This is a genomic window from Arthrobacter sp. StoSoilB20 (genome assembly GCF_019977295.1).
In the GTDB taxonomy this organism is placed as follows: Bacteria; Actinomycetota; Actinomycetes; order Actinomycetales; family Micrococcaceae; genus Arthrobacter; species Arthrobacter nicotinovorans_A.
In genome coordinates this window covers 3,213,359-3,227,008 of record NZ_AP024651.1, presented here as the reverse complement: position 1 = coordinate 3,227,008, position 13,650 = coordinate 3,213,359, and the positions used below count along the sequence as shown (strand labels likewise).

Sequence of the window (13,650 nt, the reverse complement as noted above, 5' to 3'; positions counted from 1 at the left end):
ACAATGGGGCTATGTCTAACATTTTTGGTGGTCCCAAAGCCGTTGAGGAATCCCGCAGCGTCCCCCAGGGCGACACCGTGGGCTCATACACCTCGTATTTGGATGCCCAGAAGGCGGTGGACTACCTTGCTGACCAGCAGTTCCCGGTGCAGTTGGTGTCGATCGTGGGCAATGACCTCAAAATGGTGGAACGGGTGACCGGGCGCCTCAGCTACCCGAGGGTGGCGCTGTCCGGAGCGTTGAGTGGTATGTGGTTTGGCCTCTTCGTGGGTGTGATGCTGTCCTTCTTCACCCCGGCAGGCGGCCCTTTCTCCATCATCACCTCGGTCCTGATGGGTGCGGCCTTCTTCATGTTGTTCGGGATCGTCACCTACGCCACGCAGCGTGGGAAGCGCGACTTCACGTCCACCAGTCAAGTGGTGGCCACAAATTATGACGTCATCGTCGCCATGGAAGCCGCCCATGAAGCCCGCCGCTTGCTTCAGCAGCTGCCCATGAACCCGGCACAGGCAGCAACGGCGCAGGCCACCCACTACAACCCGCAGAACACGCCGGTGCAGCAACCCGGTCAAGCTCCTGAGCGGCCTTCCACGTGGAACGACCCCTACGGCCAGCGCGGTCCCGAGTCCACCGCTGGCGCTCCCCAGGGACAGAACGCACCCGCCGGGACACCGGGCCCTGCCGCCCAACAGCCCGTGCAGAACCCGGCACCGGCGGCTGTGCGCTATCCCGACCTCCCGGACGGCCGTCCGCAGTACGGCGTCCGCGTCACCGAAGGGCAGAACCCGCCGCAGAACGGGCCCCGGGAGGACGGACAGGAGTCCGGCCCGGAAGGCTCGCCCAAGCACTAGGCGATCACCCGGCAGGCCCGCCCAAGGGCTGCGTACAAGAGCACAAAGGAAGGCCACCGGATAACCGGTGGCCTTCCTTTATGCGCACTGGAGCAGGGTCTTTAGCCCTGCGCGTCCTGGTAGATGCCTGCCATCCACGCCTCGACGTCCTCTGCCTTGCGGGGCAAAGCGGCGCTGAGGTTCACGGGGCCATCAGCAGTCATGAGGATGTCGTCTTCAATGCGGACGCCGATTCCTCGGTACTCCTCGGGGATGGCAAGGTCCTCGTTCTTGAAGTAGAGGCCAGGCTCGATCGTGAAGACCATGCCTTCGGTGAGGATGCCGTCGAGGTAGAGCTCGCGCTTGGCCTGGGCGCAGTCGTGCACGTCAAGGCCGAGGTGGTGGCTGGTACCGTGCGGCATCCACCGGCGGTGCTGCTGGCCCTCGGGGCTGATGGCTTCTTCCACGGAGACAGGCAACAAGCCCCACTCGGCGAGGCGCTCGGCCAGGACCGTGGTGGCGGCCGTGTGGATGTCGCGGAACTTCACGCCCGGCTGTGCAGCCGCGAATCCGGCGTCGGCAGCGTCCAGCACGGCCTCGTAGATCTTGCGCTGGATATCAGTGAACGTGCCGGTTGCAGGCAACGTGCGGGTGACATCTGCGGTATACAGGGAATCTGCCTCGACGCCGGCATCCAGGAGCAGGAGCTCTCCGGCGTTGACGGTACCCGAGTTGCGGTTCCAGTGGAGGACCGTGGCGTTGTTCCCTGAGGCTGCAATGGTGTCGTAGCCGAGCTCATTGCCTTCCTCGCGGGCACGGGCAAAGAAGGCGCCTTCAACAACGCGCTCGCCACGCTTGTGGGTCAGTGCACGGGGCAGGGCACGGACAACATCGGCGAAGCCCTCCACGGTGGCCGCCACGGCGACCTTCATCTGTTCGATTTCCCATTCGTCCTTGATCAGGCGCAGCTCGGAGAGTGCTTCACTGAGCTTTTCATCAAGGGCGTCGAGCTCGCCGAGGTCCAGGTTTTCGGGATCCTTGGCGGTGTTGTACCGAGCGGTGTCCACCAGTGCGTCAATGTTCTCGTCCACCTTGCGGACCAAGCGGATCGAGATGCCGCCAATCTCCGGGGCGCCAACGTTCTTGGTGATGGCCATTTCCAGCTCGGAGATGTGCGCGGTGGGCAGGCCCAGGCGCGCTTCGAACTCAGCCAGGGTGGGGCGGGCGCCGATCCAGAACTCGCCTGCGCGGGAGTCCGCATAGAACTGTTCGGTATCGCGGCCGGCCAGCGGCCGGAAGTAGAGCGTGGCAGTGTGGTGACCGCCGTCGTCGCCCTTTCCTTCAGCCACCGGCTCCAGGATCAGGACGGCGTCCGGCTCGTGGTCAAGGCCCAAACCGGTGAGGTGGGCGAATCCGGAGTGCGGGCGGAAACGGTAGTCGCAGTCGTTGGAGCGGACCTTCAAGGGACCCGCCGGGACAACAAGCCGTTCGCCCTTGAACAGTTCGGAGATGGTACGACGGCGGCGGGCGGCATGGTCTGCGACGGCGTCACGCGCAGGGGTCACCTGCGGGGCCGGTGCCCAATTGCTTGCCATGAATGCCTTGAAGGCATCCGATGTGGGCCTCTGTGAGCGGTTGTTGACGCGCTCTTGCAGCGGCTGGGAATTTGAGGAATCCATGTTTTGGGTGTTTTCAGCATCGTTCACCGTTACATCGTCCCACCAGTTCGGTGAGGAGGCCAACGGCGCAACCGGCCAAGAAGGCCCACATCCCCTAGGCTGGGAAAGTGAGGATAGACCTGCATGCGCACTCCAATGTTTCCGACGGAACCGAGACCCCGGCGGGGGTGATCATTTCTGCTGTTGCCGCGGGCCTGGACGCGGTGGCGCTGACGGACCACGATTCCACCGATGGCTGGGATCCGGCCGCTGCAGCCGCCCGCGAACATGGCATTGCCTTTGTTCCGGGCATGGAGATTTCCTGCCGGACCGAACAAGGCATCAGCGTCCACCTGCTGAGCTACCTGCATGATCCCTCACACGCGGGTCTCCTGGAGGAAATCACCAAGTCCAAGGATGCCCGGCTGACCCGTGCCGAGCACATGGTCACCTTATTGTCTGAGGATTATCCCTTGACATGGGACGACGTCATCCACCACGTGGCCCCCGGCGCAACAGTGGGACGCCCCCACATTGCCGATGCCCTGGTTGCCGCCGGGGTGGTCGCGGACCGTACCGAGGCCTTTACCTCCATCCTGACATCACACTCGCGGTACTTCGTGCAGCACTATGCGCCGGACCCCGCTGTCGCCGTCGAGCTTGTACGCGCCGCCGGCGGTGTTCCTGTCTTCGCCCATCCCGTGGCGTCGTCCAGGGGAAGGATCGTGGGGGAGGGGACCTACCGGGACATGATCGATGCCGGGCTGCTGGGCCTTGAGGTTGAACACCGGGACAACCCGGAGGACGGGCGGGCCTTCCTGCGGACATTGGCTGCCCGGCACGGCCTGCTTATCACGGGGTCATCGGATTACCACGGCGCGGGCAAGCCGAACCTGCTGGGCGAGAACACTACCTCGCCCACGGTACTGGCCCGGATTGAGGAACTGGCAACAGGCAGCACCGTTATTCGTTGAAAGGGGTCCCTGAGTGGATTTGCAGCTGCTCGCCTCGGTGATCGTCACGCTGTTCGTGATCATGGACCCGCCCGGGACGGTCCCGATCTTCATGTCCTTGACGGCCCAAATGTCGGCCAGGGACCGCAACCGCTCGGCCTTCCAGGCACTGCTGGTGGCCACAGGCGTGATTGTGGTGTTCGCGATTTTTGGCCAGTCGATCCTCAACTACATGCATATTTCGCTGGCTGCCTTGCAGGGTGCCGGCGGACTGTTGTTGGTCCTCATTGCCTTGCAGCTGCTGACCGGCTCCACCAGCGGCGAGGAAAATGCGGCCAAATACAAGAATGTGGCCTTCGTGCCGCTGGGCACCCCACTCATGGCCGGTCCCGGCGCGATTGTTGCCGTGATGGTGTTCGTGCAGCAGTCCGGCCAGCTATCTGAGTACCTGGCCGTGGGGCTTGGAATTGCCGTGGTGTTGGCCTCGCTGTACCTGGCCATGCGGTTCGCGGGCGTGGTGCAGCGCGTGCTGGGCGAGAACGGCGTGGAGCTTGTCACCCGGATTGCCGGTTTGCTCCTTTCGGCCATTGCCGTCCAGATGATCGCGGATTCCGTGACAGCTTTCGTGCAAGGCGCAGCCTGACGCGCTGAAACCCCGACTCAGCCTTGCCTAAATCGGCCTCGCCATAAATCGGCCTCGCCATAAATCGGCCTCGCCAAATTGGCTAGAGGCTGCTTGGCTGGACCTCATGGAACACGGCCTTGCTGCCCAGCCGTTTCCGCATGACCTCAATGGCCTGTTCATTCTGGTCCACGCAGACAAAGCTGCGGCCAAGCTTCGCTGCCACCGCTCCCAAGGTCCCTGATCCGGCGAAGAAATCGAGGCACCAGTCACCTTCGCGGCTGGAGGCCGAAACGATCCTGCGGACCAGGCCTTCGGGTTTTTGGGTAGGGTAGCCGGTCTTCTCGCGGCCCGTGGGGGAAACGATGGTGTGCCACCAAACGTCGGTGGGCAGCTTGCCGAGCTCGCGCTTGGCGGGGGTCACCAGGCCGGGGGCCATGTACGGTTCGCGGTCCACTTCGGCGTTGTCGAAGTGGTACTTGGCGGGGTTCTTCACGTACACCAGGATGTTGTCGTGCTTGGTAGGCCAACGGTTCTTGGCCCGGGCGCCGTAGTCGTACGCCCAGATGATCTCGTTCAGGAAGCATTCCCTGCCGAAGATGGCGTCAAGCATCACCTTGGCGTAGTGAACCTCGCGGTAGTCCAGGTGCAGGTACAGGGTGCCGTCGTCGGACAGCAGCCGCCAGGCCTCGACCAGTTTGGGTTCCAGGAAGGACCAGTAGTCGCTGAAGGCGTCATCGTAGCTGTGCAGGGCACCCTTGATGGTGTCGTAGGAGCGGCCCTTGAAGCCCACGCGATCGCCGTCGCCATCAGCGTTGCGCACCATGCGGGTTTCCTGGCGGCGCTGAACCCGGCCCGTGTTGAAGGGCGGGTCCACGTAGATGAGTGTGAAGGCGCCGTCCGGCAGCGTAGGGAGGAACTCCGCGTTGTCCGCGTGCACCACCAAATTGCCGCCGTCCGGCGCCCAAACAGTTTCAGTCATTGAGGTTTTTAGGCCTCGGCGCTGCCGGACTGGGCAGCTGCGGTTTCACCGGAAACCACTTCGCCGTTGCGGCGGCGCGTGCGCGTACGACGCGTCCGGGCAGGCTTTTCTGCCCCGTCGGTCGCAGCTGTGCGGCTTTCCGAGGCGCCGGCTGCGGGGGCTGCTTCAGCGTCGGAGGTACGACGGCGGCGCGTACGGTTGCGTCCGCCCTCACCCTTGGATTCGCTTGAGTCACTGGACTCGCCGGAGACACGGTCGTTGTTCCTGGCTTGCCGTCCACGGCCGCTGTCACGACCGCCGTCGCGCTTGCCGTCACGTCCGCCGTCGCGGCCCGAACGACCGGAGCCGGCGTTCTTCTTGCCGGTCTCGCCGAGGTCTTCAAGGACCTCCGCGTCGACGCCGGCGAGGACACGCTTATTGCGCGGCAAACGGCCCTTGGTGCCCTCCGGGATGTCCAGGTCGGAGTAGAGGTGCGGCGAGGAGGAGTAGGTTTCCACCGGCTCGGGAACGCTGAGCCCCAGGGCCTTGTTGATCAGGCCCCAGCGAGGCATGTCATCCCAGTCGACAAACGTCACTGCGGTGCCCTTGTTGCCTGCGCGGCCGGTACGTCCCACACGGTGCAGGTAGATCTTTTCGTCTTCCACGCACTGGTAGTTGATGACGTGCGTGACGTCATCGACATCGATGCCGCGGGCTGCGACGTCTGTGGCCACCAGGACGTCCACCTTGTTGTTGCGGAAAGCGCGGAGGGCTTGCTCGCGGGCACCTTGGCCGAGGTCGCCGTGGATGGCTGCGGCAGCAAAACCGCGGTCAACCAGTTCCTCGGCAACTTTGGCAGCGGTGCGCTTGGTCTTGGTGAAGATGATGGTCCGGCCGCGTCCGCGGGCCTGGAGGATACGGGCTACGACCTCAGTCTTGTCCATGCTGTGTGCACGGTAGATGAGCTGGCGGATGTCCCGTTTGGTGAGGCCCTCGTCGTTGGGATCAGCGGCGCGGATGTGGGTGGGCTGCGTCATGTAGCGGCGAGCCATCGCGATGACCGGGCCGGGCATCGTCGCCGAGAAGAGCAGCGTCTGCCGGACGGCGGGAGTACCGGCAATCAGGGTCTCGACGTCCGGGAGGAAGCCGAGGTCCAGCATTTCGTCGGCCTCGTCAAGAATGACCATCTTGACGTTCTTCAAGCTCAGGTGCTTCTGCTTGTAGAGATCGATCAACCGGCCAGGGGTGCCGACAACGATTTCGACGCCCTTCTGCAGGGCATCGACCTGGGGCTCGTAGGCACGGCCGCCATAGATGGTGGCGATGCGGGCGTTGCGCTTGCGTGAGGCGGTCTGGAGATCGTTGGCTACCTGCACCGCGAGTTCACGCGTGGGCACGATGACCAAGGCCTGGGGTGCACCCGGAACGGCAAGCTTTTCAAAGCCCGCATCGTCGCGGCCGACTACGCGCTGAAGGGCGGGAATGCCGAAGCCCAACGTCTTGCCGGTACCCGTCTTGGCCTGGCCAATGATGTCGTGGCCGCTCAGGGCCACCGGCAGGGTCATGGCCTGGATGGGGAAGGGGTGGGTAATCCCGGCGTCAGCCAGTGACTCTACAATGTCCGCACGGACGTTGTAGTCCGCGAACGACTTCTCTTCGATCTCGTGGGGCGTCTCATCCGAGGTGATCGTTTCCTCGGGCTCGATGGTTTCAGTTCCGGTGGAGTCCGTCAGGACTTCATGGGTGTGCAATTCACTCACAGGGAGTTTCCTTATTCATTTGGGCATTGGCGCTGCATGCTCAACGGGGGCGGCGGAGCCGTACCGGAGCACGAACGGGCGCGCAAGCAAATCCAGTGGAAGCCGATCGCGGGCTATCTAAGTACTGGCACTGGTGACCAGTTGGTACATCTCAAGATCGCGTAGGGGCGGGCTTGTTGAATTCAAAAAATCTACTGAATCAACGACCGGGCATCCATTACTACAGTTCCAGTCTATCCTCTGGGAGCCATAAAGCCCGGATCGCCCGTCCCAACGCGTTACTGCATCAGTTCGAACCTGATTTCCCGGCTGGCAATATCGGCCTTGACCAAGCGGACGCGAACCTTGGTTCCGGATTCCAGTTCGCCGTCGCAGCGGGCCGTGACGGCGGGTTCTGCGATCTGGACAGTTCCGTAGGGGCCACCGCCGTTGGTTCTGTTGCCGTTACTGCCGTTGGCGTTATTCCCGTTGCCGTTGGCGTTGTTCCCGTTGGCGGGCTTGGAACCTGAAATCACCACGGCATCGAATTCCTGGCCAACGTGGTTTGCTACCAGTGCCGCTTCCACGGTGTCCAGTGCTGCACGCTCAAGCCGCCCCGCCAGTTGGTCCGAGGATGCCATGATCTCGGGCAAGGAGGGCAAGGCTTCACGGGCCCAGCCTGGAATGTCCCTGTTGTTGCTCAGTGCCTCGCAGATCACCAGGACGAATCTGTCGATGAGGCGCCGCAATGGTGCTGTTGTGTGGGCGTAGGGAGCTCCAATGGCCGCCTGGATGACGGTGTCAGGGACTTCGCCGTCGAAAGGCGTGTAACCGGCACCCCTGAACAGCATTCCCGCAGAGTGCAGGATGGCCAGTTGCCGGGGGTCGGACGCATCAAGGGTCCGCAAATACTCGCCGTAGGTGACGTGGCCGTCCCACGGCTTGCCCAAGGCGGTGGTTTGCCGCTTGAAGTGCTGCAGCGAACGTTCGTCCGGGGCGGGCATTGTGCGAAGGATGCCCACTTTTCCTTCGAGCATCAGTTGGGCGGCGGCCATGCCGGTCATCAAGGAGATCTGGGCGTTCCAGTCCTCCACCGGCAAGGAGGGAGCTGCGACGATCCTGTACCCGCCGCCGTCGGTTGCCTGCACGATTTCCTGTTCCGGCATGTTCAGGCTCGCGCCTCCACGCTGCCTTTCCAGTTCAACCCGTTTCAGTCCCACTTCTTTAAGGAGCTGCAACACAGGCGGGGCCGTGTTGTCATCGATTTGCTGTTGGGCGCCCTTGTAGCTCAGTTTGGCCCGGCTGCGGACCGCAGCCCGGGACAGGCCCACGGAGACGACTTCGGCCGTTGCGTTGAGGTCGAAGTTCCACACGAAGGCACCGCAATCCTGGCCGGCCAGCAGGCTGCCGGCATTTTCGCTGATGACCTCCGGGTGCAGGGGAATGCGGCCGTCGGGCGCATAGAACGTCTGTCCGCGGTGCCGGGTCTCGGCATCAAGTGCACCGCCTGGAACCACGAAGGACGGCACGTCGGCAATGGCGTAGAGGACCTTGTAGCCTTCTCCGGCGCGATCGATGAACAGGGCCTGGTCCAGGTCAGTGGAGGTCGCGGGATCGATGGTGACAAACGGAATGTCCCGCAGATCCTGCTCCGGCAACCCATGGGTTTCCACGGCCTGCTGTGCCTCGGCCACTGCCTCCGCCGGGTAGGCAGAAGGGAGTTCCAACTCCGTCCTTAGGGCCGCAAGTGCTTCAGCAAGCTGGTCCGAGGAGTCGTCTACGTTTGGCGCTATCCGATGATGTGACACGAAAATCAGGGTAGCCCGAAACCAGCGGATAGTCTTCGCCGCCGCACGCAAAAGCCCGTTGCTCCGAGGAGGCAACGGGCTTTTGGCACGGCTGTTGGCCTGGTAGGGGGTTAGCCTGCCGGGGTCAGGGTGAAGCTGGCTGCTTTGTCGCCAACGTCATTATTGATGACCACGGTGGTGGGGCCGTTCTTGATGTCGAAGGCAATGACGCCCTGCTGGATGTCTCCGGCGGCGACCTCACCGGAATTCAGGCCACCCATTTCGCTGCCAAGCAGGATCCGGTCGCCCTTCTTGCCCTCAGCGTCGAAGGCTTCGAAATTGGTGAACGTGGCGAAGCTTGATCCGGCGGTGGTCTCCCAGGAAACCTCCACCAGGAGGAACCCTCCATTAAGAGGCTTCATAAAAGCCATTTCGGGAATCTCGGTGGTGTATCCGGAGTCAAGGACTGTGACTTTGACGTCGTTGCCCTTGGAGACGGTGATGTCAAAGGAATTTCCGGCAGTGGCAGCGCCCTGGGACGGGACCGGTGCCTCTTGGGAGGCCGATGGGACGGCGGGGAGGGGCGTGGACTGTCCTTGGACGGCGGCAGCCACCAAGGTCAGGGACAACACTGTGGACAGGATTCCAAGAATCAGGCCGGCGAACCAGACGACGAGCGTGATGATCCACGCCTTCTTCTTATTTTCCGGATAGCCCTGCAGCGGGCGGCCTTCCTTATCCCGTGCGTTGCCGGTCAGTGTGATGATGAGGTCCACGATGGACCAGATGCCGAGCCCACCCGCCGTGAGCAGCTTGGCAATGCCGGTGCCGATCTTGCCCAGGTAGAAACGGTCAACACCGAGGCCACCCAGAAGCAAGGACAGGATCCAGGTGACCATGAAGGACTTTGCCGGAGCACCCGTGCCGGGAACACCGTAAGGGCTGGAGGCCGGATCAGGCTGATAAGTGGATTGCGGCCCGCCCTGGTATTGGCCCTGGTATTGGTTGCCGTAAGCACCGGGTGCGGGCGGAACTGGCGGGGCAGCATTCCCGTTCCCGGGCGCGGGAGGGTAGCTCGGATTGCTCATGGATCATCCTTCGGGGGAGTGGGTGCGAGGGGAGGACACGTGGCCTGCGGGCAGGCTGGACAGTCAACTCACTTCGACTCAGCCTAGTAGGACCACCGTGGGCGGCAGCAAATCTTCGCCAAGGGGCTTGTGGACAGCCTTCCGGGACCACCCGCCGCGCAATGGCCGGCTCAGGCGGCGTCCAAGGCCTCCAGCAGCGACTTCGCGGCCGTCGTCGGATCCGTCGCTTCGGTGATGGCGCGGACCACAACGATCCTGGTGGCTCCGGCAGCCACTACCTGTTCGACGTTGCTGAGATCAATCCCTCCGATGGCAAACCAGGGCAGGTTCACGGCGCCGCCTGTGGTCTCCCCGGCCCGTTTGCCTGCTTCTGCGGCATATGTGACCAAGTCCAATCCCACAGCTGCGCGGCCCGGTTTGGTAGGTGTTGCCCAGAGGGGACCAACACAGAAATAGTCCAGGCCACCCTGGCCCGGCGAGGCTGCGATTGCCGCGTTCACTTGCTCGGGAGAGTGGGTGGACAGGCCGATCGTGACCGGCTGCGGCAGCAATGTCCTGGCCACTCCCAACGGCAGGTCCTTTTGCCCGATATGGAACACGGGAGCCCCGGAAACACTGGCAACATCGGCACGGTCGTTGACGGCCCAGAGCCGTCCGTGGCGTTCGGCAACTCCGCGCAGGACGGCAAGGAGCTCCAACTCTTCGGCAGCTTCCAGGGTTTTGTCGCGCAGCTGGATGATGTCCACCCCACCGGCAAAAGCGGCGTCCACAAAGTCTTCAAAATCGCCTTGCCGTCTCCGGGCATCAGTGCACAGGTATAGGCGGGCGGTGGCGAGGGCGTCAGTCGGGGTCATGGAAACCAGCGTAGTTCCTCTAAACTGGGCACGTACTGCGGGAGCCGCGACGTTCGTTATATGACCGTCCGGCTGAGAGGGCTTCAGCGCCGACCGCTTGACCTGATCCGGCTAGTACCGGCGTAGGGAAGGAAACGAATGGCAGATTCCGGCCATCCCCAACTCCAGGCAGACGTGGCCGTCATCGGCGCAGGCGTGATCGGACTCGGCATTGCCCACCAAGCACGCCGGCTGGGCCGCTCAGTGGTGGTCATCGATCCCGCGCCCGCTACGGGAGCCACGTATGCTGCCGCTGGAATGTTGGCACCGGTAAGCGAGTTGCACTACCAGGAGGAAGACCTTCTGGACCTGATGCTCGAATCGTCCCGCCTGTGGCCCTCCTTTGCCGCAAGCCTGGGTCACGGAGGACGGGACACCGGATACCGCACGACGCCGACGCTGGCCGTAGGTGCCGATGCCGCGGACCGGAAGGCGCTGGCAGATCTGCGTACGGTCCAGCTTGCTGCCGGTCTTGGGGTTGAGCCCCTGACCTTGCGTGAGGCCCGCGAACGCGAGCCGCTCCTGAGCCCGCAAATTTCCTGTGCCTTCGACATTCCCGCAGATCACCAGGTGGATCCCCGAAAGCTGGCCTCATGCCTCATCGCAGGGTTGGCAGACCACGCAGCCGGCGACTCCACCTGGGTCCAGGGCGCCGGGAACGGGTTTGCCGTTGCGGCCAAGGCGACACGATTGCTCTGGCAATCCGGTCGTGTCACGGGAGCCGAACTTGAGTCCGGGGCCACAGTCCTGGCCAAAGAAACCGTAGTGGCCAACGGACTGGGGTCATCTGAGCTTGAGGGCCTTCCGGACGGGCTGACCCTCCCTGTGCGGCCGGTATACGGCGACATCCTCAGGCTCCGGGTGCCCGGACACCTGCGCCCCCTGCTCAGTTCCACTGTCCGGGGGATGGTCCGCGGAGTACCCGTTTACATCGTGCCCCGCGACGACGGCACCGTGGTCATCGGTGCTACCCAGCGGGAGGACGGGCTCTCAGCATCCTCCAATGCCGTCTCCGCAGGTGGCGTCTACCAGTTGCTGCGGGACGCCCAGGTGCTGGCTCCCGCAGTGGCCGAACTCGAACTGCTCGAAGCAACAGCCCGGGCCCGCCCCGGAACGCCGGACAACGCCCCGTTGCTGGGACGCGCGGCCGGCCCCACCGGGGACGTTGAAGGTCTGGTGGTCGCTACGGGCTTCTTCCGGCACGGTGTCCTCCTGACACCGGTAGCCGCAAAAATCGTGGGCGGGTTGTTCAACGGTTCATCAGACCCCAGGTGGGACCCCTTCCGCCCCGACCGTTTCAGTGCAACCCGGGGTCACTTGTGGCCCTTTGAAGCCTCCGCAGTGGGCCATAAGTGACACTGCGTTGCCTTAATCCCGAGAACAAGGAAGCAGCATGAACATCAAACTCAACGGTTCCGATCACGCCGTGCCGGAGGACGCGTCCGTCAGCACCTTGGTCACCGCTGTCACCGGCCGCGCCCTGGACCACAGCGGACAGGCGGCCGACGGCGGCAAGCTGGGTATCGCCGTCGCCCGCAATTCCGAGGTGGTACCGCGCAGTCAATGGGCCGCGACGGCGCTCGCCGACGGAGACGAACTCGAACTTGTAACAGCAGTCCAAGGAGGCTGAACCATGACTACGACAAATACTGAGGTCCGTACCGACGCCCTGGTGATCGACGGCGTCGGGTTCGGCTCCCGCCTGATCATGGGTACCGGGGGTGCCCCGAGCCTGGACGGCCTTGGTGCCGCGCTGCTCGCATCCGGAACCGAGCTCACCACCGTGGCCATGCGCCGCTACTCCCCGGCGGAAACGGGATCGCTCTTCCAGCTCCTGGTGGACCACGGGATCCGTGTCCTGCCCAACACCGCCGGCTGCTTCACGGCCAAAGACGCGGTGATGACTGCTGAATTGGCGCGTGAGGCGCTGGAGACTGACTGGGTGAAGCTGGAGGTCATCGCTGACGAGCACACGCTTCTCCCCGATGCCGTGGAACTGGTCGAGGCAACGGAACAACTGGTCAACCGGGGATTCAAAGTCTTCGCCTACACCAACGACGACCCCGTCCTGGCCTTGCGCCTCGAAAATCTGGGAGCTGCCGCTGTGATGCCCCTGGGCTCGCCCATCGGAACCGGACTGGGCATCCTGAACCCGCACAACATTGAACTCATCGTCTCCCGGGGCTCGGTCCCAGTGGTGCTCGACGCAGGAATTGGGACGGCCTCCGATGCTGCCCTTGCCATGGAACTGGGGTGCGACGCCGTGCTGTTGGCCACCGCGGTCACCCGGGCGCAGAACCCGGTGCAGATGGGCGAGGCCTTCAAACATGCTGTGATCGCGGGCCGGCTGGCCAGGCTGGCGGGCAGGATTCCCCGGCGTGAGCACGCTTTGGCGTCCTCGGCCATGGAGGGCCGGGCGGAGTTCCTCTAACGGTGACTGCTTAAACAACAGTGAAGGATTAAACAACAGTGACCGGCGCCCCAGGGCGTCGGTCACTGTTGTTTGTTCTTGCGGCTGCTAGAGCCTGAGCGCCTTGGTCAGGGCAGCGGTATCGTGCTGCGTGCGGACCCGGCCCAGGTAGACCACAACGCCTGCAGCTGCGGCTGTTCCCAGAACGATGGGCAGCACCCACGGAATCCAGGTGGCCCCGGGCTGATAGCCCAGTCCGGCGCTGATGAACGCAATCCAGCTCAAGGTGCCCACAGTCGCCGAAACTCCGGCAGGCAAAGCGACACCGTATTTGCCGTGCCTTTTGTCGTTGGCCCACACGATGAATCCGGTGGCAACGGTGGCCAGGACCACAACGACGAGTGAAAGCATGAAGACTCCTTAGCGGACTGCGTTGGTTGGGCCGGTGCCCTAGAGGGCGCCGAAACCGACGCGGCGGACTTCCTCGGCGCCGATCTCCACATAGCCAAGGACGCTGCCGGGAACAATGATCTGGCGGCCCTTTTCGTCGGTCAGGCGCAGTTCCGAGCCCTTGGACACGGCCTCTGCCACGATCTTGGCCACGGCGTCTGCATCCAAAGCGGATTCGAGCACGATTTCACGGCCAACGTTCTGAATGCCGATCTTTACTTCCACAGCAAGGCCTCCAAGCCAATCAAGTTGTAAGTCT

General features: G+C 63.6%; 14 protein-coding genes and 1 riboswitch. Of the genes, 6 read left to right on the top strand and 8 right to left on the bottom strand.

Annotated elements, in window-relative coordinates:
- Window positions 1-11: 11 nt before the first annotated feature.
- A complete protein-coding gene (locus tag LDN85_RS14565; protein WP_026546204.1) occupies window positions 12-851 on the top strand; it encodes a general stress protein in 840 nt (279 codons plus the stop codon).
- Window positions 852-952: 101 nt separating this feature from the next.
- Here the strand turns inward: LDN85_RS14565 and LDN85_RS14560 are convergent, their stop codons facing one another.
- A complete protein-coding gene (locus LDN85_RS14560; protein WP_223943389.1) occupies window positions 953-2,536 on the bottom strand; it encodes an aminopeptidase P family protein in 1,584 nt (527 codons plus the stop codon).
- An 80-nt stretch (window positions 2,537-2,616) separates the two neighbouring features.
- On the opposite strand from LDN85_RS14560, the gene LDN85_RS14555 reads away from it, so the two are divergent.
- Together LDN85_RS14555 and LDN85_RS14550 are read left to right on the top strand one after the other, a co-directional pair.
- A complete protein-coding gene (locus LDN85_RS14555; protein WP_223943388.1) occupies window positions 2,617-3,462 on the top strand; it encodes a PHP domain-containing protein in 846 nt (281 codons plus the stop codon).
- Between the two features lie 13 nt (window positions 3,463-3,475).
- Entirely contained in the window at window positions 3,476-4,084 is a 609-nt protein-coding gene (locus LDN85_RS14550) for a MarC family protein (protein WP_223943387.1), read from the top strand.
- Window positions 4,085-4,166: 82 nt separating this feature from the next.
- Here LDN85_RS14550 and LDN85_RS14545 read toward each other — a convergent pair whose 3' ends face one another.
- From LDN85_RS14545 to thiE, 5 genes are all read right to left on the bottom strand, one after another.
- Window positions 4,167-5,045, bottom strand: coding sequence for a site-specific DNA-methyltransferase (locus LDN85_RS14545; protein ID WP_026539979.1), 879 nt, complete (start codon window positions 5,043-5,045; stop codon window positions 4,167-4,169).
- A gap of 8 nt (window positions 5,046-5,053) precedes the next feature.
- The gene (locus LDN85_RS14540) at window positions 5,054-6,784 is read right to left on the bottom strand and encodes a DEAD/DEAH box helicase (protein ID WP_026539980.1); all 1,731 of its coding nucleotides are present in this window, start codon (window positions 6,782-6,784) and stop codon (window positions 5,054-5,056) included.
- A gap of 278 nt (window positions 6,785-7,062) precedes the next feature.
- On the bottom strand, window positions 7,063-8,571 hold the full coding sequence (locus tag LDN85_RS14535; RefSeq protein WP_223943386.1) for an RNB domain-containing ribonuclease: 1,509 nt from the start codon (window positions 8,569-8,571) through the stop codon (window positions 7,063-7,065).
- 110 nt (window positions 8,572-8,681) lie between these two features.
- Window positions 8,682-9,638 carry a TM2 domain-containing protein gene (locus LDN85_RS14530; protein ID WP_223943385.1) on the bottom strand — a complete coding sequence of 319 codons (957 nt, stop codon included), beginning with the start codon at window positions 9,636-9,638 and terminating at the stop codon, window positions 8,682-8,684.
- A gap of 170 nt (window positions 9,639-9,808) precedes the next feature.
- Complete coding sequence (thiE, locus tag LDN85_RS14525) at window positions 9,809-10,492, bottom strand: thiamine phosphate synthase (protein WP_026546199.1); 684 nt, start codon at window positions 10,490-10,492, stop codon at window positions 9,809-9,811.
- Window positions 10,493-10,519: 27 nt separating this feature from the next.
- Window positions 10,520-10,638: riboswitch (TPP riboswitch) on the top strand.
- On the opposite strand from thiE, the gene thiO reads away from it, so the two are divergent.
- The 3 genes from thiO to LDN85_RS14510 all read left to right on the top strand — a co-directional run bounded on the left by thiO (window position 10,631) and on the right by LDN85_RS14510 (window position 12,962).
- The gene (gene thiO, locus LDN85_RS14520) at window positions 10,631-11,887 is read left to right on the top strand and encodes a glycine oxidase ThiO (protein ID WP_223943384.1); all 1,257 of its coding nucleotides are present in this window, start codon (window positions 10,631-10,633) and stop codon (window positions 11,885-11,887) included. It overlaps the preceding riboswitch by 8 nt.
- A gap of 37 nt (window positions 11,888-11,924) precedes the next feature.
- The gene (gene thiS / locus LDN85_RS14515) at window positions 11,925-12,161 is read left to right on the top strand and encodes a sulfur carrier protein ThiS (RefSeq protein WP_026539984.1); all 237 of its coding nucleotides are present in this window, start codon (window positions 11,925-11,927) and stop codon (window positions 12,159-12,161) included.
- Window positions 12,162-12,164: 3 nt separating this feature from the next.
- On the top strand, window positions 12,165-12,962 hold the full coding sequence (locus tag LDN85_RS14510; protein WP_223943383.1) for a thiazole synthase: 798 nt from the start codon (window positions 12,165-12,167) through the stop codon (window positions 12,960-12,962).
- Between the two features lie 87 nt (window positions 12,963-13,049).
- On the opposite strand, the gene LDN85_RS14505 is transcribed toward LDN85_RS14510, so the two are convergent.
- Together LDN85_RS14505 and LDN85_RS14500 are read right to left on the bottom strand one after the other, a co-directional pair.
- The gene (locus LDN85_RS14505; protein ID WP_026539986.1) at window positions 13,050-13,352 is read right to left on the bottom strand and encodes a hypothetical protein; all 303 of its coding nucleotides are present in this window, start codon (window positions 13,350-13,352) and stop codon (window positions 13,050-13,052) included.
- 39 nt (window positions 13,353-13,391) lie between these two features.
- Window positions 13,392-13,616 (bottom strand): DUF3107 domain-containing protein, encoded by a 225-nt coding sequence (locus LDN85_RS14500; RefSeq protein WP_026539987.1) that lies wholly within the window; start codon window positions 13,614-13,616, stop codon window positions 13,392-13,394.
- Window positions 13,617-13,650: the final 34 nt, after the last annotated feature.

Bases quoted from the DNA above. Each gene is read 5' to 3' on its own strand.
- LDN85_RS14505 (WP_026539986.1), bottom strand. From the start codon at position 13,352: ATGCTTTCACTCGTCGTTGTGGTCCTGGCCACCGTTGCCACCGGATTC.
- thiS (WP_026539984.1), top strand. From the start codon at position 11,925: ATGAACATCAAACTCAACGGTTCCGATCACGCCGTGCCGGAGGACGCG.
- LDN85_RS14530 (WP_223943385.1), bottom strand. From the start codon at position 9,638: ATGAGCAATCCGAGCTACCCTCCCGCGCCCGGGAACGGGAATGCTGCC.
- thiE (WP_026546199.1), bottom strand. From the start codon at position 10,492: ATGACCCCGACTGACGCCCTCGCCACCGCCCGCCTATACCTGTGCACT.
- thiO (WP_223943384.1), top strand. From the start codon at position 10,631: ATGGCAGATTCCGGCCATCCCCAACTCCAGGCAGACGTGGCCGTCATC.
- LDN85_RS14510 (WP_223943383.1), top strand. From the start codon at position 12,165: ATGACTACGACAAATACTGAGGTCCGTACCGACGCCCTGGTGATCGAC.
- LDN85_RS14545 (WP_026539979.1), bottom strand. From the start codon at position 5,045: ATGACTGAAACTGTTTGGGCGCCGGACGGCGGCAATTTGGTGGTGCAC.
- LDN85_RS14565 (WP_026546204.1), top strand. From the start codon at position 12: ATGTCTAACATTTTTGGTGGTCCCAAAGCCGTTGAGGAATCCCGCAGC.